Genomic DNA, 21313 nt, shown 5'->3' with positions numbered 1-21313 from the left:
CACTCCCCTAAGGGAAAAATGGGTCCCGTGCCGGATGTGTCCGAGCACCTCCCGGGCCTAATTTGAGTTCCATGCCAAAAGGGGGAAGCGGGACGGCCGCGCCGGGCCGGACGCGCAAGATCATCACGGTGCTGAGGCACCGGCTGCCTTTCACCAGCCTCGTCACGCTGACCATGCTCGCGCTCGCCTTGGCCACGGGCGCGCTCTGGTCGGCCGCCGAGGACCGCGCGGCGTACCCGTACATCGCGTATGGGCTGCCGTCGCTCGAATCAGGCCGGTGGTGGACCTTGTTCACCGGACCGCTGTTCGCGGTCGTCCCGCTGTACTACCTGCCGATGGTGCTCAGCTTCGCGTTGTTCGCCGGGTTCGCGGAATGGCGGCTCGGCACCCGGCGGGCGATGGCCGTCGCCATCGGCGGCCAGTTCGTCAGCGTGCTGGTGGCGGTCCAGTTCCTGGCGCTGAGCCGCAACTCCGGCTGGGAATGGGCGGAGCGGATCGCGGGCAGCCTCGACGTCGGGTTCTCCGGCGGCGCTCTCGCCGCGGTCGCGGTCGCCAGTGCGACCCTGCGCCCGCCGTGGCGCCTGCGGTTGCGCGCCGGGCTGTGCGTCTACGCCGGGGTCGCGATCATCTTCGTCGGCACACTCGCCGACCTCGTGCACTTCTTCGCCCTCGTCCTCGCCCTGCCGTTCGGCCGGAAGTTCCTCGGTGCCAAGGATTCCTCACGCGAGCGGAGGCCGAGCCTGCGCGAGTGGCGGTTCTACGTCATGGCGGGCCTGCTGGTGCTGACGGTCGCCGAACTGGTGATGTCCTTCGTACCGGGCAACGGTCCCTTCGGTTCGTCCGAAGAGCTTTCGCTGTCCACCTGGGAAGTCGTCGTCCTGTGCCTGATCGTGGTGCCGATCATGAACGGCCTGCGCAAGGGCAGCCAGGTCGCCTGGTGGTGCGCGATGATCCTGACCTCCTTCGTCATCCTGCAGGTGATGGTCTACGGCGGGGTGCTCACGCTGGCGGAGATCTTCGGCGAGGACGCCGGCGTGGTGGATCCGCCGCTGTTCTTCGTGGACAACCTGCTCTGGACGGTCGAATTCGCCCTGCTGGTCTCTTCGCGCGGCGCCTTCCGCGTGCCGTCGCGGCGGAAGTGCCGCCGTCTCGGCCGGATGGGCAACCCCGCGCTGGCCCGCACGCTGCTCAGCCGCCATGGCGGAAGCACCCTTTCGTGGATGACGACCTGGCCGCAGAACTCGTACTTCGTGGCCGCGGACGGCAAGTCCTACCTCGCCTACCGGCGGCACGCCGGGGTCGCCATCGCGCTCGGCGACCCGATCGCCCCGGACGGCGCCGCCGACCGGACGATCGCCGAGTTCATCACGATGTGCGAGAACACCGGTCTCGTGCCGTGCCTGTTCTCCGCCACCGGCGAAACCACCGCCAAGACCGAAGAGCTCGGCTGGAAGCAGGTCCAGGTCGCCGAGGACACCCTGATCGAACTGGAAACCCTCGAGTTCCGCGGCAAGCGCTGGCAGGACGTGCGGACCGCGCTCAACCGGGCCAAGAAGGACGGCATCGAGTTCCGGCTCGTCCGGCTCGCCGACCAGCCGCGCGCGGTGATCTCGCAGGTCCGCGCGATCTCCGAGGAGTGGATCAGCGACAAGGGCATGCCGGAGATGGGCTTCACCCTCGGCGGCGTCGACGAGGCGATGGATCCCGAGACCCGCGTGGGTCTCGCGGTGGACGCCGACGGCGTGGTCCACGGTGTGACGTCGTGGCTGCCGGTGTACACCGGCGCGGGCGCGATCGGCGGCTGGACACTCGACGTCATGCGCAAACGCGCCGACGGGTTCCGCCCGTCGATGGAGTTCCTGATCGCGTCGTCGTGCCTGGCCTTCCGCGAGGAAGGCGCGAAGTTCGTCTCGCTGTCCGGCGCCCCGCTGGCGAGCTCCGGCGAACCCGCGCACGCCGTCGAGCGGGTGCTGGACGCGCTCGGCACGATGATGGAGCCGTTCTACGGCTTCCGTTCGCTGCACGCGTTCAAGGCGAAGTTCCAGCCGCGCCACGTGCCGCTGTACCTCGCGTTCCGCGACGAGGCGGATCTGCCGCGGATCGGGATCGCGCTCGGCCGGGCGTACCTGCCGAACACCGGGCTGCTGCGGCTGGCGAAGCTCGCGCGGTCGGGCAAGAAGCCTCAGCGCACCGTCGACGGCGGCGGCGTGATGGTCTTGCGGTCGGCCTCCGGGACACCCCGGTAGGTCTTGAGGATCTTCAGGATCAGCTCCCGATCAGCACCGCCCGGCGCGTCCTGGCCCGAATAGACGGCCAGGGCCGCCGAGGCGTCGCCCAGCTCCGGCGCGATCACTCCGACCAGGGCGCGCTGCGCGCCACACGGGCCCGGCGGGGTGACGACCTCCGCGAGGACGATGCTGGCAGGGACCTTCTTGCCGGTGGCGAGGGTGAACTCGGTCGGCTGGGGCGGTTCCGGGGTGATCTTGGCGGTCAGCGGGCCGTTCTCCGGGTTGTAGGCGCTGACGGCGAGATCGTCGACCGCCTTCCGCGCCGCGGTGGCGGGATCGGAGACCTTCACGTTCGCCACGCCGGCGCCGCCGAGCCTGCTTCGCTTCTCCTGCGGGCAGTAGCCCTCGCCGACGAACGCACTGGCGACCATGGTGATGCCCGGGACCTGGGTGCCCTTCTCCCAGCCGTGGATCGTGCCGGGTTTCGGCGTCCAGTTCGGCGGGACGTCGTAGGCGTACACGCCGTCCTTCCCGGCGACCGACTGCCAGCCTTCGGTCACCGGCGGCGCGACGACCCGAGGCGAAGGCGTGTAGACGACCGGGGCCCGGGTGGTCGGCGCGCTGCTGTCCGAAGACCGGTCGCTGGTGTTCGAGAGAGCGGCGACCGCGATGACACCGATCGTCGCGAAGAAGCCGTACATGGCCCTTCGCCCGCTCCGCGACATCGGCTGCTTCGCGGGCTTCTGCGGCTCCGGCTCGACTGGAGCCGGTGTCTCGGGCGCAGGCGTGTAGCCGGACGAGTCCGAAGGCTGATAGCCCCCGAACCCGTCCAGCGCCGCGTTGTCCTCGTAGCCCGGGGAATCCCGGCGCTTCTTGCCGAAAAGGCCCATTACGAGCGGACGAGTTTGACCAGGTGCTCCACGACCGCGTCGACGGCGATCTCTTCACGGTCACCGGTGCGGCGGTCCTTGACCTCGACGACACCGTTCGCCAGGCCGCGCCCGACGACGAGGATCGTCGGCACACCGACGAGTTCGGCGTCCGCGAACTTCACGCCGGGGGTGGCCTTGCGGTCGTCGAGGACGACCTCGAGGCCGGCGGCGTCCAGTTCGGCGGCGAGCTTCTCCGCGCCCGCGGCGACCGTCTCGTCCTTGCCCGCGATGACGACGTGCACGTCGAACGGCGAGACCTCGCGCGGCCAGACGATGCCGAGGTCGTCGTGGTTCTGCTCGGCGAGCACGCCGACCAGCCGCGAGACGCCGACGCCGTAGGAACCCATGGTGATGCGGATGGGCTTGGAGTCGGGGCCCAGCGCGTCGAGCTCGAACGCGTCCGCGTACTTGCGGCCCAGCTGGAAGATGTGCCCGATCTCGATACCGCGCGCGGCGACCAGGGTGCCCTTGCCGTCGGGTGACGCGTCGCCCTCGCGGACCTCGGCGGCCTCGATGGTGCCGTCACCGGTGAAGTCGCGGCCCGCGACCAGGTCGACCACGTGGTGATCGCGCTCGTCGGCGCCGGTGACCCAGGCGGTGCCGTCGACGACACGCGGGTCGAGCAGGTAGCGGACGCCGTTGTCCTTCAGCGCCTTCGGGCCGATGTAGCCCTTGACGAGGAAGGGGTTCTTGGCGAAGTCGGCCTCTTCGAGCAGCTCGAACTCGGCGGGCTCGAGCGACGCTTCGAGACGCTTGGTGTCGACCTCGCGGTCGCCGGGGAGGCCGATGGCCAGCAGCTCCCACTCCTTCGCGCCCGGCTGGCGGGTCTTCACCAGGACGTTCTTGAGCGTGTCCGCGGCGGTGAAGGTGCGGCCGAGGCCGGCGTTGTTCAGGAACGAGACCAGCGACTCGATGGTCGGGGTGTCCGGCGTGTGGTGGACCTTCGCCTCGGGCAGTCCCTCGATCGGCTTGGCTTCGGGAGCGGGCGTGGTGACCGCTTCGACGTTGGCCGCATAACCCGATTCGGTGCTGCGGACGTAGGTGTCCTCACCCGTCTCGGCGACGGCGAGGAATTCCTCGGAGGCCGAGCCGCCCATCGCGCCGGAGGTCGCCTTCACGACGACGTACTCGATGCCGAGGCGGTCGAACAGCTTCGTGTAGGCCTGGCGGTGCAGCTCGTATGACTTGGTCAGGCCCTCGTCGTCGAGGTCGAAGGAGTAGGAGTCCTTCATGACGAACTCGCGGCCGCGCAGGATGCCGGCGCGGGGGCGCGCCTCGTCGCGGTACTTCGTCTGGATTTGGTACAGGACGACCGGGTAGTCCTTGTACGAGCTGTATTCACCCTTCACGGTGAGCGCGAAGAGCTCTTCGTGCGTCGGGCCGAGCAGATAGTCGGCGCCCTTGCGGTCCTTGAGGCGGAACAACGCGTCGCCGTACTCGGTCCAACGGCCGGTGGCCTCGTAAGGCTCCTTCGGCAGCAGCGCGGGGAACTGGATCTCCTGCGCGCCGATGGCGTTCATCTCTTCGCGGACGACGTTCTCGATACGGCGCAGCACCCGCAGGCCCAGCGGCAGCCAGGAGTAGCCGCCCGGGGCCACCCGGCGGACGTAGCCGGCGCGTACCAGGAGCCGGTGGCTCGGTACCTCGGCGTCCGCCGGATCCTCACGCAGGGTGCGAAGGAACAACGACGACATCCTGGTGATCACTTCTGGGCTCCTCGCTGGAATTACGTGCTGAGACGTTCTGCGCAGCGTAGTCACCCCGCCCCGGGCCGGTTCAACCGGTTATCGCGCGCGCCCGGTTTTGTCGGTGGGTGCCGCTAGCGTGCCGCCATGGGTATCGAGCTGGGCATGATCACGATCGACTGCGCGGATCCGCGCGGGCTCGCGGCGTTCTGGACGAAGGCGCTCGAGGTCGAGGTGGATCAGGACCACGACGGCGAGTTCCTGATCCTGCGCGCCAAGAAGGAGAACGGGCCGGTGTTCGCCTTCCAGCGTGTGCCTGAGGAGCGGGTGGGCAAGAACCGGGTCCACATGGACTTCGGTACCGACGACATGGAGAAGGAGGTGGAGCGTCTGATCGGATTGGGTGCGAAGAAGCTGGACAGGCACGAGATGCCGGGCTTCACCTGGACGGTGCTGGCCGATCCCGTCGGCAACGAATTCTGCGTGGCCACCCACGAGGGCTGAGGCAGGCCGCGATGGTCAGAATGGCGGCATGACGGAGCGAGCCATCCTGCCCTGGTCCGACATCGAGCTGCCCGAGGGCCTGAGCGCGCGGCTTTACGACGGCTGGGGGCCGCTGCCGGACGAGGGCCTCGATGACGTCGAGGTCTACGTGCTGCCGTACGACACCGGCGCCGAGCCGATGAAGCTGCTCTCGCGGCTTCCGTCGCTGAAGCTCGTGCAGTCGTTGTCGGCCGGAGTGGAGAAGCTGATCCCGCTGGTGCCGGCGGGGGCGCGGCTCGCCAACGGTCGCGGCCTGCACGACCTCAGCGTGGCCGAGCACGCGCTGGCGCTGATCCACGCGTCGCAGCGGGATCTGCCGCGCTGGTTCGCACAGCAGGCGACGGCGTCGTGGGAGCGCGAGCACACGCGGTCGCTGGCCGACAGCCGGGTGCTGCTGGTCGGCCACGGCTCGATCGGCCAGGCCATCGAGCGGCAGCTGGTCGCGGCCGAAGCGATCGTGACCAGGGTGGCGAGCACGGCCCGGCCCGCGGAGCGTGTGCACGGCGTGGGCGAACTGGCGGAACTGCTGCCGTCCGCCGACATCGTGGTCCTGATCCTGCCCGAAACGCCTGCGACCATGGGCCTGGTGGGTGCCGCGGAGCTCGCGGCGCTGCCGGACGGCGCCCTGGTGGTGAACGTCGGGCGAGGCTCGGCGATCGATACCGACGCGCTCACGGCCGAGGCCGTCTCCGGGCGGCTGCGCGCCGCGCTGGACGTCGTCGATCCGGAACCGCTTCCCGCCGGGCATCCTCTGTGGACCGCGCCGGGAGTGATCATCACGCCGCATATCGCGGGTGGGTCGGCGTCGTTCTACCCGCGCGCGAAGCGCTTGGTCGCCGAGCAGTTGCGCCGGTACGCCGCCGGTCAGGAGCCGCTGAACCTCGTGAGGGGTAAGGACGGTTAGAACCGTCCTAGCCACTCACGAGCCGGGCGAGGCGCTACTGCCAGTGCGTCCGGTAAGCGAGCCAGTCACGCATCGCCGCGGCGAGACGACGCTGCGCCGCGCGGACCCCCGTAGTCGCGGGCGGCTCCGGTAGCCGGGACGCTCGTTCGGCATGCCCGGCCAGCGCGACACCGAACGCGGTGACCGCCCAGACCGGGACACCGGCCAGCACGGGGCGCCGCCGGAGCAGGCGGTCGACGTCGGCGGGCTCGTGCCCGGCGTCGAGCAGGTACGGGACGAGCGCGACCAGGTCGAGCCAGCCCGCGCCCCGCGCCGGGTAACGCCAATTGGTGACCAGCACCCGGCCCGGGCCGGTTCGCACCAGGTACTCGGGCTGGATGTCGTTGTGCAGCAACGTGTCCCCGGCCGACCAGGGATGCCAGGACGTCTCCAGCTGGACGAGCCGGTCGAGGTTGCGGACGGCCCAGCCGTCGAGGTCGTCCGGCGGCTCCTTCGCCAGTTCGTGCCAGCCGCGCAGGAGCGGGCCGAGATCGTCGAGAGCGTCCGGGACGTCGGGCAGCGGGCACGGCGTGAGCGTGCGCCCGAGCGCGCCGAAGGTGGCCAGTACCGCGGAGAGGTCCGGCGATCCCGGGCGCAGGTTCGGCCTGGTGCCGTCGAAGTCGGCGAACGCGAGCACCAGCCACTCGCCATCCACAAAGGACAGAAGCTTCGGCGTGGGCGCCTCCGGGGGAAGCCGTCGCGCGATGGCGGCCTCCGTCCGGTAGCCGCCCGCGCGCGGACTGCCCACCGGGATCGCCTTCAGGAAGACCCAGCGATGATCGCGCTCGAGTTCGAGCCGCGCGGCGACACCACCGTCGAACTCCGGGGTCTGCCACAACGAACGACGGACCGCCGACCCGAGTTCACGCTCCACGGCGTCACGCGTCGCCGACGGCAGGTCGTGCCAGCCGAGGCGTGCGGAAACCGGCAACGCCCTACCACCCCCAGCGATCTCATCCGAGAAGATCGACTGTACCGAAATCCGCCCTTTCGGGTGACAACCGGTCAGGTCGGAACGGGCTTCACGTACCCGGCCCAGCGCTGGAACTCGCTGAACCCGACACGCTCGTAGACGCCGAGGGCACGATGGGTGTTGTCCTGGTCGACGTTGAGCGAAGCCCGCTGGAAACCGTCGGCCTTGGCCTGGGCGAGCGTGTGCCCGAGCAGCGCGCCCGCGATCCCGCGCCCGCGAAGGCCCGCGTCGGTCGCGACGTGGCTGACGTACAGATCCTTCACACCGGTGGCCGCCGTATCGGAGGCGAAGTGGGCGCTCAGCACCATCGCGACCACCCGGTCCCTGTCCGGGCTCAGCAGCAGGAACGACAGGTGCGGCTGGAAGTCCTTCGCACCGACGATCAGATGCCGCCAGGCCTCCGGGGACTGCTCCGTGCTTCCCCAGTGGTCGGCGAAGGTCTCGTTACGGGAACGCAGCGTGAGCGCCTCGTACTTCTGCTCGTACGCGACGAGCGGGAACTCTTCGGGCAGCGGCTTGGCCGGCGGGATCGAGCCGAGGTCCGCCCGCATGTCGACGAACCATCGGGCGTGCTCGTACCCGGCGTCCACGAGTACCTCGGAGAGCCAGCGCTGCTTGGTGTTGGCCGCGGCGTGCAGTTCCAGCGGTACGTCCGGGTGGGATTTCGCGTGAAGCTCCTTGCCCGCCTCCTCGAACCAGCCGGTGAGACGCGCGGCGATCGCGTCGTCGCGGTACGCGGGGTGGACGAGCGTCTCGACTCGCATCATGTGCACCGGATCCGCCGCGTCACGCTTCCGGAGCAGACCGTAAGCGACCAGGGTGTCGCCGTCCCAGGCGCTGGTGGACGCCGTCGGCAGGTCGACGGTCGGCGTACCGATCTCTTCGGCGAGATCTTCCGCGCTGTAGTGCTCCTCGATCGGCTCGACACGCTCCGCCTCGGCGAAGGTCTCGGCCAGTCGCGGCATGTCGTCCATGGTCAGCGGGCGCCAGATCAAGCTCATGCGGACGAGGCTAAGCCCGCGCCTCGGGGTGACGCACTCCATTTAGTTACGCTTCCGTGGTGCTCGTGCTCCTCCCTCCTTCCGAGACCAAGGCCGCCGGCGGCACCGGCGAGCCGCTGGACCTCGACGCGCTGTCGTTCCCGGAGCTGAACCCGACCCGGGCGAAGCTGGCCGACGCGCTGACCGAACTGGCCGTCGACGTCCCGGCCAGCGTCGCCGCGCTCGGCATCACGCCGCGGCAGGCCGACGAGGTCGCCCGCAACGCCGAGCTGTGGACCTCGCCCACGATGCCCGCGCTGCGCCGCTACACCGGAGTCCTCTACGACGCGCTCGACGTGAAGTCCTTCACCAAGGCGACGCTGGCGAAGGCCGAGAAGCGCCTCGCCGTCGCTTCGGCGCTGTTCGGGGTGGTCGCGGCGACCGACCCGATCCCCGCGTACCGGCTTTCGGGCGGGAACACGCTGCCGTCGCTCGGCACCGTCCGCAGCGTGTGGAAACCGGTCCTCGAACCGGCGCTCCAAGCCGTCGAGGGGCTCGTCGTCGACCTGCGGTCCGGAACCTACTCGGCGCTGGCGAAGCTCCGCCCGGACGCGGTGACCGTGCGCGTCGTGACCGAGGACGCGAAGGGCGACCGGACCACGGTGAGCCACTTCAACAAGGCGTACAAGGGACGGCTGGCCGCGGAGCTGGTGAAGTCGCGCAGCGAACCGTCCACTGTGGAGCAGCTGATGCGGGTACTGACGAAGGCGGGCCTCGACGTCGAGCGCACCGGTGAGCACAGTATCGAGCTGCTCACCGGCGACGGGACACATTAGTTCCGTACCCCTACGGGCTCCTTCCTCGGTTGTTCCGCCAGGTGCACATGCGGAAAGTGATTTCCAGCCACCTGGAAAGGAACCACCGTGAACAGAAGACAACGGCTACTGGGGATCGCCACCGCCACCCTCGGCTGCCTCTCGGTCCTCCTGCCCGCTCCGGCGGCCGCCGCGAACCTGCCCGCCGTCACCCCGACGGATCAAGCGGTCGTCCCCGGTGGACTGCACACGAACTCCATCGGCGGCACCCCCGCCTCGGTCAAGGACCACCCCTTCATCATCGCGGGTCTCCGCGAAGGCGGAACTCGCCCGCAAGGCCAGACCTGCACCGGATCGGTCGTCGCGCCACGCAAGATCCTGATCGCCGCGCACTGCAAGGACGCGGCGGGCGAGAAGTCCTTCCTGTACGGACTGGACGACCTCAACGCCGGTGGCGGGACGCGGATCGGCGTCGTCAGCTACGAGAAGCACCCGAAGTACGTCAACTTCGACCAGGGGTACGACGTCGCGGTGGTCACCACCGACGCCGACATCCCGGTGCCGGGTGGCCAGTACGCGAAGGTCGCGACCTCGGCCGACACGGAGCTGCACAAGCCGGGCAAGTCGGGGCTCGGGCTCGGCTACGGCAAGAAGGACCACAACGACGACACCCGCAACGTCGAACTGCACAAGTTCACGCTGCCGATCGTGCAGGGCAGCAACTGCAGCGGCGTCGGCGCGGGCTTCAAAGACGCCACGATGATCTGCAGCGGCTACAGCGACGGCCGCGTCACGATCCTGCCGGGTGACAGCGGCGGCCCGCTGATCGTGGACGGCAAGGTCGTCGGGGTCGCTTCCTGGAGCCGTAGCGATTTCAAGTGGTACAGCGTGTACGGCAGGCTCAACAACGAAATGGGTGACTGGGTCAAGCAGCAGATCGGCGAGCCGCAGAACCCGGAGAAGTTCTCGCTCGGCGTGACGCCGTCGGCCCTCAAGGTCGAGCCGGGCAAGTACGTTTCGGCCACGGTGACCAGCAAGCCCGGCAAGAACGGCGCGGAGAAGGTCGACCTCGGCGCTTCGGGACTTCCCGAGGGCGCGACGGCCACGTTCCAGCCCGCGACGATCAACTCGGGCGAGTCGGCGAAGGTGAGCATCGAGGTTCCCGCCGGGACGGCCGAAAAGGACTACGCCGTCACGATCTCGGGCAAGGGCACCACCGACACCGCCACCACGAACCTGACGCTGACCGTCGGCGACGGCGCGCCGCAACCGGGTGAGCTCAAGGTGGGCCTGAGCCCCGCCAGCGGGACCTCACAGCCCGGTTTCTTCAGCAACGTCAAGGTTTCCGCCACCGGTGGCACGGGCACGATCACGTTGTCGGCGTCCGGGCAGGGGCTGCCGTTCGCACCGTTCTTCAACCCGACGACGATCTCGAGCGGTGGCAGTTCGACCATGCAGGTGGCCGCGCCGTTCCAACGGGGCACGTACCCGGTGACCGTCACCGCGACGGACTCGGCGGGCAAGACCGCCACGGCGACCTACACCCTCACCGTCCAGTAGCGAATGCGCGTGAAGGCCCCCTTCCCTCGGCTGAGCCGAGGGAAGGGGGCCTTCACGCGCTGGAAAGCACCGCCATCGCGGCGTTGTGGCCGGGGATGCCCGAGACTCCGCCGCCCCGGACGGCCCCGGCACCGCAAAGCAGCACCCGCTCGTGCGCGGTCTCGACACCCCAGCGCCCCACCTGGGCGGCATCCGCCGCATAAGGCCACGACAGATCGCGATGGAAGATGTGTCCCGCCGGCAACCCCAGCTCGGCTTCGAGATCCAGCGGCGTCTTCGCCTCGATGCACAATCCGCCGTCCGGCGAACGCAGCACGCAATCCTCGATCGGTTCGGCCAGCACACTGTCCAAAGAGAACAAGGTCGCCCGCAACGCCTCCTCGCGCGCGGTGTCGTTCCGCCCCGCGAACAGCCGCGCGGGCATGTGCAGGCCGAACAGTGTCAGCGTCTGCACCCCGGTGGCCTGTTCGGCCGGGCCGAGGATCGACGGGTCGGTCAGCGAGTGGCAGTAGATCTCGCACGGCGGCAGCGACGGGATCCGGCCCGCCTCGGCCTCGGCGTAGGCCGTCGCCAACTGCTCGTAGCCCTCGTTGACATGGAACGTCCCACCGAACGCCTCGCGCGGATCGACCCTCGAATCGCGCAGCCGCGGCAGCCTCGAAAGCACCATGTTCACCTTGAGCTGCGCGCCTTCCGGCGCCTCCGGCGGCTCCTCCCCCAGCAACCGCGCGAGCGTCCGCGGCGCGACGTTCGACAGCACGTGCCCGCCGCGCACCACGAACTCGTCGTCGCCGAGCCGGTAACGCACTGAGCCACCGGGGTCGATCGACACCACTTCGGCACCGGTCGTCAGCCGTGCCCCGGCGGAAGACGCGGCCGACGCGAGCGCCCCGGTCACCGCGCCCATCCCGCCCACCGGCACGTCCCAGTCGCCGGTCTCATTGCCGATCACGTGGTAGAGCAGGCACAGGTTCTGCCGGAAATCACCGGCTCCGGCGAAAGTACCGATCAGCGCGTCGGTCAGGACGACGCCCCGGACGGTGTCGTCGCCGAACATCCGGGTGAGCGTTTCCGAGATCGGCCGTTCGAACAGCGCGTCCCACGCCTCCGGCTCGATCCCCGAACGCAGTTCCTCCCTGGACACCAGCGGTTCGGTCAGGGTGGGGAAAGTCCGTTTCGCGACCTGGGACGTCATCGCGTAGAACCGCCGCCACGCCTCGAAGTCCTTTGTGGACCCGGTGAGGGCGGAGAACGACGCCGCCGTACGTCCGTCGTCGCCCGTGTCGACAAGGAGACCACCGTCGCCGACGGGCGTGTACGAAGACATCCGCCGCCGCCGGAGATCCAGCCCGAGCCCGAGGTCCGCGATGATCTTGCGCGGCAGCAGGCTCACCAGATACGAGTACCGCGACAGCCGGACGTCGACGCCGGGAAAGGCACGGAAGGAGACCGCAGCCCCGCCGACCTCGTCCCGCCTTTCCAGCACCAGCACCGAGCGGCCGGCCCTGGCCAGGTAGGCCGCCGCCACCAGGCCGTTGTGCCCGCCACCGACGATCACGGCGTCGTAGGACTCCATGCGAAAGCCTCCCAGCGAAAACGACGATGCGCCGCGGCCATCGTGACCGCGGCGCACCGCCGTTCGCAAGGACTCAGAAGGTGATGGAGAAACCTTCGATCGTCCCGCTGTCGAACCGGTAGACGTCACGGACCCGCAGTTTCCAGGTCCCGTTCGCCGGTTCGGACGAGGCGTTCACCGTGTACGACGTGTGCACGCCGGTCGCCTCGCCGATCCCTCCCGCCTGCTTGAGGCCGAACACCGCACCGCTCGGCCCGATCAGGTCGATCGCCAGGTCACCGGTGTAAGTGTGCGCGATGTCGACCTTGACCGGCAGCGTCGCCGACGCCTTCCCGTCGCAGCCTTCCTGCGTCACCGAACTGGTCACCGCGTCACCCGCGTCCGGAATGGACACCGGTGTCGTGGTGGACTTGACCCCGCACGTCGGTGTGGGGCCACCGCCGCCGATGAACGACACGTTCAGCAATTTGTTGACCGTGCCGGACGGCAGTCCCTTGAGCACGCCGTCGGAGGCGTTGTTCACCAGCGCGTCCCGCGTCTGCTGCGCGGTGGCACCGGAATTCGCGGCGAGGTACAGCGCCGCCGCCCCGGCCACGTGCGGCGTGGCCATCGACGTCCCGCTCATGTTCGCCGAACCACCGTTGGACGTGGACAGCGACGTGATGTTGCTGCCAGGGGCGAAGATGTCCACGCACGAACTGTGGTTGGAGAACGAGGATTTGTTGTCGCTCTGATCCGAGGCGCCGACCGTGATCGCCTCGGGGACCCGGGCGGGGCTGACGTTGCAGGCGTTCTGGTTCTCGTTGCCCGCCGCCACCGCGTAGACGAAACCGGCCGCGATGGACTTCTTGATGACGTCGTCGCCGACGCCTGCCTGATCCATCCGGAGGCTCAGGTTCGCCACCGCCGGTTTGGTGCCGTTCGCGGTGATCCATTCGGCCGCGTCGATGATGCCGGAGTCGGGCCCGTTGCCCGAACAGTCGTTGCCCAGCACCTTCAGCCCGACGAGCTTGACCTTCTTCGCCACGCCGTAGGTCTTGCTGCCGATGGTGCCCGCGGTGTGACTGCCGTGCCCGTTGCAGTCCTTCCCGTTGCCGCCGAAGAAGTCCTTGCCGACGGACGCGCGCCCCTCGTACTCCGGGTTCTCCGGGTTGATCCCGGTGTCGAGGTCGTACGCGGTGACGCCCTCACCCGTGTTCGGGTACGTGAAACTCTTGTCCAGAGGCAGGTTCTTCTGGTCGACCCGGTCGAGACCCCAGGTCGGGTTGGTCTGCGTGCCTACGGCGCGTGCGGTGCCGTCCTGGTAGACCGCCTTGACCGCCGGGTCGGCCGCGAGCCGCCGGGCCTGCCGCTCGGACATGCCCTTGACCGAGAACCCGCGCATCACGTTCTTGTACGCCGACCGGACTTCGCCGCCATAGCGGCCGGTCAGCGCGGCCGAGGACTGCTCGACCGCCAGGGTGCCGACCTCGTGAAGCTCTACGATGTACTGATCGCCGTAGTGCTGCTTCGCCTGCACGACAACGCCTTCCGCCTCCGCGGCGAGGGCGTTGCCCGCGGCGAGCGCGGCCAGCGCGGTGGCCGCGACGGCCACCACACCGGCCCGCACGCCGCGCCACATCAGAGACCCGCCACGTTCAGCAGCTTGTTGGTGGAACCGGTGCCCGGGCTCTTGACGACACCGCTGGTGGCGGCGTTGGCGAGACCGGAGGCGACGGCGGCCGGGGTGGCCGACGGGTTCGAGGTCAGGTAGATCGCGGCCGCGCCGGCGACATGCGGCGTCGCCATCGAGGTACCGCTCATCTGCTGGGTGCCGCCACCGTTGCGCAGGGAGGTGATGCTGGTCCCCGGCGCGAAGATGTCGGTGCAGCTGCCGTAGTTCGAGAACGTCGACCGGCGGTCGTCGCTCTGGGTGGCGTTGACGGTGATGGCTTCACGAACCCGGGCCGGGCTGGTGCCGCAGGCGTCGGTGTTGGAATTGCCGGAGGCCACCGTGTTGGTGATGCCCGCGGAAACGGCGCGGCGCACGGCGGCGTCGACCCCGGAGTCGGCCGGGCCACCGAGGCTCATGGTGAGCACCGACGGGCCCTTGGCGTTCTTCACGACCCAGTCGATCCCGCTGATGATCTGCGAGTACTGGCCGCTGCCCTGGCAGTTCAGCACGCGGACCGAGACGATCTTGGCCCCCTTGGCGACACCGTAGGTCGCGCTGCCGACGGTACCGGCGACGTGCGTCCCGTGGCCCTGGCAGTCGCGGGCGTCGCTGTCGTTGTCGATGAAGTCGTACCCGCTGGTCGCGCGGCCGCCGAATTCGGACTGGCGGTAGTCGACACCGGTGTCGAGGACGTAGACCGTCGCCCCGGATCCGGTGTTCGGGTAGGTGTACTTCTTGTCCAGCGGCAGGTTCTTCTGGTCGATCCGGTCCAGGCCCCAGGTCGGGTTGGTCTGGGTGCCGGTCATATGCGCGACCGCGTCCTGCTGGACGAAGTCGACGTTCGGGTCGGCCGCGAGGCGTTTCGCCTGCGCCTCGGTCATCTTCACCGAGAAACCGTTCAGCGCGGCGGTGTAGGTCGCCTTCACCTGGCCGCCGTACTTGGCCGCGAGGCCGGCGTCGCCGCTCTTGAGCGAGACGATGTACCCGTCCGTGACGGCTCCCGGCACACCGGCGCCGCGGATCTGCCCCTCGGCGGCCGTGGCCGGTCCGGCGAAGGCCACGGTGGCCGCCGCACAGGCCCCGGCGAGCACCGCACCCGCGATCCGGTGACGTCGAAGTTCTCCACGCATCTCCTGAGCTCCGTTCACTCGAACAGGTGGTTCGCGCCGGCGGGGATCCGAGCCGACGCCGTGACGTGCAGTCACGCATGAATCACTTTCGGGTGGCGGGACCTGCGCGAACAAGCGAGGCAACACTCCGTAGGACTACGTATCTAATAGGGGAACTCCCCGTCCCTACGAAAGTTCTGTGACGGTCCGAGTGGGTTCCGTGATCACTAAGCAGCCGCTTAAGCTGCGTTCACTCGAACGGTGTGGTTCGTGAAGCGGGGGTGACCCGGCAATGGTGATCGGTGGCTGCCGACGCAGGACGAGCGCGCCCGTGCTCGTCGGCCGCGAGGCGGAACTACGCGAACTCCTCGACGGCGCGATGCGCTCGCCGTCGGTGCTCATGCTCGAAGGCGAAGCGGGGGTGGGCAAGACCCGGCTCGCCGCCGAACTGCTGGCCTGCCCCGAACTGGGCGGGCGTCCGGTCCTCACCGGAACCTGCCAGCCGCTGCGAGAGCCTTTCCCCTACGGCGTGGTCTTCGACGCGCTGAAGGACGTCCGGCCGTCGCGTGACCTCAACCCCGTGACCGGTGTCCTCGCGCCCTATCTGCCGGAACTCGCGGCCTTCCTTCCGGAGCCGCCGCCCCGGCTCGGCGATCCGAGGGCCGAACGACACCGGCTCTTCCGCGCCGTCCGGGAGCTGCTCGGCTCGCTGGGCCCGCATGTCCTTCTCATCGAAGACCTCCATTGGGCGGACGACGGATCCCGCCGCCTGCTGCGGTTCCTGATGACCGATCCGCCAACGGGCCTGACCCTCCTGCTCACCTATCGGCGTGAAGAGACGCCCGGCGGCATCCCGCTCGGCAGCGCCTACCGCCCGGCGCCCGGCACCGCGCACGCGCTCGTGACACTCCGGCCCTTGGACCGCGACGGCGTCCAAGCGATGGTGTCGGCACTGCTCGGCGAAGCGAACGTGTCCGCCGAGTTCGCCGCACGGTTGCACGAGCGGACCGCGGGGATCCCGTTCGTGGTCGAGGAGATCGTGCGCGCGATCGGCGGCGTCGAGGGCGCGGTGCACGCCGACGGCGCGACCGCGCGGCACCTGCTCGACACGGTCGAAGTCCCTGCGCTGCTGCGGGAAGCCACGGTCGAACTCCTCGTCGCGCTGCCGCCGGCCGCCCGGCGGATCGCCGAAGCCGCCGCGGTCCTCGCCACGCCGTCCACTTCGGACCTGCTGGCCGCCGCGGCCGCGCTCACCCCCGAACGCGCCCGCCGCGCGCTCGTCCTCGCGCTGGAACGCAACGTCCTGGTGGAGACCGGTGAGGGCACGTACGGCTTCCGGCACGCCTTCGCCCAGCAGGCCGCGTACCGCACCATCCCCGGCCCCGATCGCCAGGAACTGCACCGGCGGGCAGCGCGGCTGCTGCGCGACCGCCTCCCGCAATCCCTGGTGCGGCTGGCCGAGCACTGCCGCAAGGCGGGTGACCGGGCGGGCGCCCTGAAGTACGGCGAAGCGGCCGCGGATCAGGCGTCGGCGGTCGGTGATCTCGCGACCGCGACGGATCTGCTCCGCACCCTGCTCGACGAACCCGGCCTGCAACCGTCCGATGTGGACAGACTGGCGGTCAAGTTCAGTTCGGTGGCGTGCAACGGCCTCGCGCAGACCGAGGTCGTCCCGGCGCTGGAGCGGCTGCTCACCGACGGCAGGCTGTCCGGCCGCCTGAGCGGCGAGGTCCGGCTGGGGCTCGGGCTCCTGCTGGTGCGCCAGGCGGGCGGTCTGGAGGCCGCGAGGACCGAGATCGAGATCGCCGTCAACGACCTCGCCGACCGGCCCGACCTGGCCGGACGCGGGATGGGCGTGCTCGCGCAGCCGTGGGTCGGCGCGACCCCGCTGCGGGAGCACCGGCGCTGGATGGACCGGGTGGACGGGCTCATCGAGCAGGCGACCGACCGGCGGCTGCAGATCATCCTGCTGGCCAACAACGTGGCGTCGCGGCTGCACATCGGGGACGCGCGCGGCTGGGACATGCTGGACCGGGCGCCCACCAGCGTCGGTTCCGCCGACGAACAGCGGCATCTGGCGCGGCTGCACTGCAACAGCGCCGACGCCTGCGCCTGGACCGGCCACCATCGGCGGGCGAGAAGCCTGTTGCACAGCGGAATGCAGCTGGCCGCCGACTGCGGGGCGCCGTACGTCGTCAGCACCGCCCGCGCGACGGCCGTCCACACCGATTGGCTCACCGGGAACTGGGACGGCCTGGCCGAACGGGCCTGCGCGCTGATCGACGAGTACCGGGACCTCCTGCCCGTGACCAGTGAGCTGTGCCTGGTCCTCGGGCTGCTCGCCGCCGCCCGCGGCGAATGGGACGAGGCCGCCGCCCGGTTCGCCGGCACCGCGGCGGACCAGCCGGAGAACGCGTTCACCCCGGTCGCGATCGCCGCGCACGCCGGGATGGCGGGCATGCTGCTCGCGCAGGATCTCGGCGAGGCCGCCGTCGCGCAGGCCGAAAAGGGACTGGAACTCTTGCGCGCCAAGGGTGTCTGGGCCTGGGGTGCCGATCTGCTGATGGCCGCCGTCGACGCGTACTGCGCCACCGGACGGGACGCCGAGGCGCAAGCGCTGACCGACGAGTTCGAACGGCGGATCGGCGACCTCGACGCGCCGTCGACCCGGGCGGCGCTGGCCGCGAACCGCGGGCTCGTCGCGGCGTCCCGGGGCGAGCACGCGGAGGCGATCGAGGCCTTCGAGGACGCCAGGACCCGGTTCGAAGCCCTTCCCGCGCCGTATCACGCGGCGCTGATCGCCGAACGGGCCACGCGCTGCCGTCTGGCCCGCGACGAGGACGTCGCCGAGACCTTCGCGGCGCTCGCGGAGACCTTCGACCACCTCGGCGCCACCCGCGACGCCGCGCGCTGCCGCCACGCCTTCCGGTCCACCGGCGCGGTCGCCCCGTCGCGACGTGGCCGCCGCGGATACGGCGACGAGCTGTCCCCCCGCGAGCGCGACGTCGCCCGCCTGCTGGCCGCCGGGCACACCAACCGGGAGATCGCCGAGGTGCTGTTCCTGTCCCGGCGCACGGTGGAACAGCACGTCGCGAGTGTCCTGCGGAAGCTGAAGGTGCGGTCGCGGAGCGAGCTGGCGGGCCTGCGGTCGGCTTAGGCGCCCGGCTCCCGCGGCCGGAATCCCCGTAGGTAGCTAAGAGACGGCCCCAAACACTCACGAGAATTAAATCGGTTGCGGTCGTCCCGAGGGGTCGGGAATGATCGTGCGCGATCCGGCAGGGAGCCGGTGGATGCGACAGGGAGGTGCCTCGTGCTGATGACTGTCCGGGGCCTTGGCCGCCCCCATCCACTCGCCCCTCGCGGCTGAGCGCGGAGCCACGACGCTCGCCCGGTGGGGCATCCCTGATCTAGGAGAACCCACCAGTGCGCAAGCACGATCTCGAAGAGTCCTACGAACAACGTCCTCGCCGTTCCCGTCGTGCCCGTTTCGACGACGAGCCCGCACCCGAGCGCGGCGGACGGCTCACCGAAGCCGAACGCGTCCGGCTCGCCCGGCTGCGTGAGGACGCCTACACCGAAACCGCCATCCCCGACGGCGCCGACCGCTGGAGCACGTGGGGAGAAGCGGAGCAGGGGCCGCTGCCACGCCCGGACTGGGTGATCACCGAACTCGCGGCGGTGGACACCGAACTCGGCGTCCTCAAGACCGGCAAGGAGGCGGACGTCCACCTCGTCCGGCGCAGCCTGCCCGGCACCGAGGGCGTCGTGCTCGCCGCCAAGCGGTATCGCAGCGGCGAGCACCGGTTGTTCCATCGCGACGCCGGTTACCTCGAAGGCAGGCGGATGCGCCGGTCGCGCGAGATGCGGGCGATGGAGTCGCGCAGCAGCTTCGGCCGCAACCTGATCGCCGAGCAGTGGGCCGTGGCCGAATTCGGCGCGCTGAGCAGGCTTTGGGCGGTCGGCGCGCCCGTGCCGTACCCGGTGCAGCGCGACGGCACCGAGTTGCTGCTGGAATTCCTCGGCGACGGCGAGACGGCCGCGCCGCGACTGGCACAGGTCCGCCCGGAGCCCGAGCAGTTGCGGGAACTGTGGTTCCAGACCTCGGCGATGCTGGAACTGCTGGCGTCGCAGGGGCTCGCGCACGGCGACCTCTCGGCGTACAACCTGCTCGTCCACCGTGAGCGGATCATGGTGATCGATCTGCCGCAGGTGGTCGACATCGTGGCCAATCCGGGCGGGCTGGAGTTCCTCGCGCGGGACGTGCGGAACATCGCGACGTGGTTCCACTCGCGGGGGCTGCCGGAGCGGCTCACGGCGGTTCCGGAGCTGATCGAGGAGCTGAAGGAGATCGCCGGTCTTCGGTGACCGTCCACAGTGTCACGGAGGGTCGTTCCCGGCATGCGGTGCCGGGAACGACCCTTCGTGGAGACCCTGCCCACAATCGGTCCCTCGGGTTGGGCGGCCGGATAACGGTCCGGTACAGTAGTGACAGACCGCAATCGGCGGCGTGGATGAGTGGTGTCCGTCGCCTCCAAAGCCAACCGAATGGCTCGCGGTATCCGTATCAACCAATTGGCGCGCGGTGTCACGCAGACGCGGTGTGCCGGGTTCGTCCCTGTGAACGCCCATCTGTGCACACCATCTTGCCTTGCCTGCGTGCGGGCAGCCCGGGCCTCCTTGTGACGTGCCACGTCCGAGAGGCATTTGTGACAGTCACGTTCAACTCCGGCCACGTCTCACCGTCGGCGCGTCAGCACCGCAGCAAGCCGCGCACCCGCCCCGCGGGTGACGCGATGCTGCACAACGACGCCGTCGAGAGTGTCAAGGCCACCACCTGGGCGGAGCTCGGGCTTCCCGAGCCGCTGCTGCGGGCACTGGCCGACGCCGGTATCACCACCCCCTTCCCGATCCAGTCGGCGACCATCCCCGACGCGCTCGCCGGCCGCGACGTGCTCGGTCGCGCCCAGACCGGTTCCGGCAAGACCCTGGCCTTCGGCCTCGCGATGCTGACCCGGCTCAACGGCGGCCGCGCCCGGCCGAAGCACCCGCGTGCGCTGATCCTGGTCCCGACCCGCGAGCTGGCCATGCAGGTCGCCGACTCGCTGACCCCGCTGGCCAAGTCGCTCGGCCTGTGGTGCCGCACCGCCGTCGGCGGGATGGCCTTCACCCGCCAGGCCGACGCGCTTTCCCGCGGCGTCGACCTGCTGATCGCCACCCCCGGCCGGCTGTCGGACCACGTCCGCCAGGGCACCGCGTCGCTGTCGGACATCAACTTCGTCGCGCTCGACGAGGCCGACCAGATGGCCGACATGGGCTTCATGCCGCAGGTCCGCGAGATCCTCGACCTGACCCCGGCCCGCGGCCAGCGCCTGCTGTTCTCGGCCACCCTCGACGGTGACGTCGACAGGCTGGTCCGCGCGTACCTGACCGACCCGGTCACGCATTCGGTCGCCCCGTCGACCGCGAGCGTCACCACCATGGACCACCACGTGTTCCAGGTGTCGCACCAGGACAAGCAGGACATCATCACCGAGATCGGCGCCCGTGAGGGCCGCACGATCATGTTCGTCCGCACCAAGCACCACGTGGACCGCCTCACCGAGCGCCTGCGCGAGAAGGGCGTCCACGCGGCCGCTCTGCACGGCGGCAAGACCCAGGGCCAGCGCAACCGCGTCCTCTCGGACTTCAAGGAGGGCTACGCGCCCGTCCTCGTCGCCACGGACGTCGCCGCGCGCGGCATCCACGTCGACGACATCTCGCTGGTGCTGCACGTCGACCCTGCCGCCGACCACAAGGACTACCTGCACCGCGCCGGCCGCACCGCGCGCGCCGGGGCGTCCGGTGTCGTGGTCACGCTGGTCACCCACGACCAGCGCCGCATGGTGCGCCGGATGACCGACCGCGCCGGTGTCCGCGCCGAGCAGACCACGGTCCGCCCGGGCGACGCCGAGCTCGCCCGGATCACCGGTGCGCAGCAGCCCAGTGGCGAGCCGGTCGTCGAGCGTCGTCGTGAGTCCCCGCGTCGCGGCGGTGGCCGTGGCTACGGTGGCGGCGACCGCGGCGGTTACCAGGGCTCGCGCGAGGGACACGGTCACCGCGAAGGCGGCCGTCCCGGTGGCTTCCGCGGCCGCCCGCGTCGTGGCGAGTCCGGTGGCGGCAGCGGCCGGCCGCAGCGTCCGGGCAACGGCCGCCCGCGTCGCAGCTACGACAGCTGAAGTAACTGAAGCCGGTCCTTCCGGCGGCTAGTGCCATGAACGGTCCGTTCCTTGCGAATTTCGCAAGGAACGGACCGTTCCTTGCGTTCGCTGTGGGGAC

15 protein-coding genes are annotated in these 21313 nt (G+C 70.1%); 8 read left to right on the top strand and 7 right to left on the bottom strand.

The genetic code is table 11. The features are described 5' to 3' along the window. Nucleotides 1-71: 71 nt before the first annotated feature. Entirely contained in the window at nt 72-2246 is a 2175-nt protein-coding gene (locus BLW75_RS37095; RefSeq protein ID WP_091599156.1) for a bifunctional lysylphosphatidylglycerol flippase/synthetase MprF, read from the top strand. Here the strand turns inward: BLW75_RS37095 and BLW75_RS37090 are convergent. After that, the gene (locus tag BLW75_RS37090; protein WP_034311065.1) at nt 2183-3118 is read right to left on the bottom strand and encodes a DUF8017 domain-containing protein; all 936 of its coding nucleotides are present in this window, start codon (nt 3116-3118) and stop codon (nt 2183-2185) included. The genes BLW75_RS37095 and BLW75_RS37090 overlap by 64 nt on opposite strands. After that, entirely contained in the window at nt 3118-4866 is a 1749-nt protein-coding gene (locus tag BLW75_RS37085) for a proline--tRNA ligase (protein ID WP_034311063.1), read from the bottom strand. The genes BLW75_RS37090 and BLW75_RS37085 overlap by 1 nt, the downstream gene beginning before the upstream one ends. 126 nt (nt 4867-4992) lie before the next feature. Here BLW75_RS37085 and BLW75_RS37080 point away from each other — a divergent pair, with 126 nt between their 5' ends. Further along, the gene (locus BLW75_RS37080; RefSeq protein WP_034311061.1) at nt 4993-5349 is read left to right on the top strand and encodes a VOC family protein; all 357 of its coding nucleotides are present in this window, start codon (nt 4993-4995) and stop codon (nt 5347-5349) included. Between the two features lie 28 nt (nt 5350-5377). Then, nucleotides 5378-6292, top strand: a complete 915-nt coding sequence (locus BLW75_RS37075) for a 2-hydroxyacid dehydrogenase (protein ID WP_034311058.1) — start codon at nt 5378-5380, stop codon at nt 6290-6292. A gap of 34 nt (nt 6293-6326) precedes the next feature. Here BLW75_RS37075 and BLW75_RS37070 read toward each other — a convergent pair whose 3' ends face one another. Then, nucleotides 6327-7262, bottom strand: a complete 936-nt coding sequence (locus tag BLW75_RS37070) for a hypothetical protein (RefSeq protein ID WP_034311056.1) — start codon at nt 7260-7262, stop codon at nt 6327-6329. Between the two features lie 74 nt (nt 7263-7336). Beyond that, nucleotides 7337-8305, bottom strand: coding sequence for a GNAT family N-acetyltransferase (locus BLW75_RS37065; protein WP_034311053.1), 969 nt, complete (start codon nt 8303-8305; stop codon nt 7337-7339). A gap of 59 nt (nt 8306-8364) precedes the next feature. On the opposite strand from BLW75_RS37065, the gene yaaA reads away from it, so the two are divergent. Then, entirely contained in the window at nt 8365-9120 is a 756-nt protein-coding gene (yaaA, locus tag BLW75_RS37060) for a peroxide stress protein YaaA (protein WP_034311210.1), read from the top strand. An 87-nt stretch (nt 9121-9207) separates the two neighbouring features. Next, a complete protein-coding gene (locus BLW75_RS37055; RefSeq protein WP_034311050.1) occupies nt 9208-10659 on the top strand; it encodes a trypsin-like serine protease in 1452 nt (483 codons plus the stop codon). 52 nt (nt 10660-10711) lie between these two features. Here the strand turns inward: BLW75_RS37055 and BLW75_RS37050 are convergent, their stop codons facing one another. From BLW75_RS37050 to BLW75_RS37040, 3 genes are all read right to left on the bottom strand, one after another. Then, nucleotides 10712-12235, bottom strand: a complete 1524-nt coding sequence (locus BLW75_RS37050) for a phytoene desaturase family protein (protein WP_034311048.1) — start codon at nt 12233-12235, stop codon at nt 10712-10714. Between the two features lie 73 nt (nt 12236-12308). Next, complete coding sequence (locus BLW75_RS37045; RefSeq protein ID WP_034311045.1) at nt 12309-13856, bottom strand: S8 family serine peptidase; 1548 nt, start codon at nt 13854-13856, stop codon at nt 12309-12311. Then, the gene (locus tag BLW75_RS37040; protein WP_034311043.1) at nt 13856-15019 is read right to left on the bottom strand and encodes a S8 family peptidase; all 1164 of its coding nucleotides are present in this window, start codon (nt 15017-15019) and stop codon (nt 13856-13858) included. The genes BLW75_RS37045 and BLW75_RS37040 overlap by 1 nt, the downstream gene beginning before the upstream one ends. Before the next feature lie 310 nt (nt 15020-15329). On the opposite strand from BLW75_RS37040, the gene BLW75_RS37035 reads away from it, so the two are divergent. The 3 genes from BLW75_RS37035 (at nt 15330) to BLW75_RS37025 (ending at nt 21213) form a co-directional block, all read left to right on the top strand. Next, nucleotides 15330-18155 (top strand): ATP-binding protein, encoded by a 2826-nt coding sequence (locus BLW75_RS37035; RefSeq protein WP_034311208.1) that lies wholly within the window; start codon nt 15330-15332, stop codon nt 18153-18155. 266 nt (nt 18156-18421) lie between these two features. Beyond that, entirely contained in the window at nt 18422-19363 is a 942-nt protein-coding gene (locus tag BLW75_RS37030; RefSeq protein ID WP_034311042.1) for a serine protein kinase RIO, read from the top strand. A gap of 341 nt (nt 19364-19704) precedes the next feature. Next, nucleotides 19705-21213, top strand: coding sequence for a DEAD/DEAH box helicase (locus BLW75_RS37025; RefSeq protein ID WP_034311040.1), 1509 nt, complete (start codon nt 19705-19707; stop codon nt 21211-21213). Nucleotides 21214-21313: the final 100 nt, after the last annotated feature.

It is taken from the genome of Amycolatopsis lurida (assembly GCF_900105055.1).
Classification (GTDB): Bacteria; Actinomycetota; Actinomycetes; order Mycobacteriales; family Pseudonocardiaceae; genus Amycolatopsis; species Amycolatopsis lurida.
The sequence above is the reverse complement of the archived record's forward strand: the minus strand, read 5'-3'. Positions and strand labels throughout refer to the sequence as shown.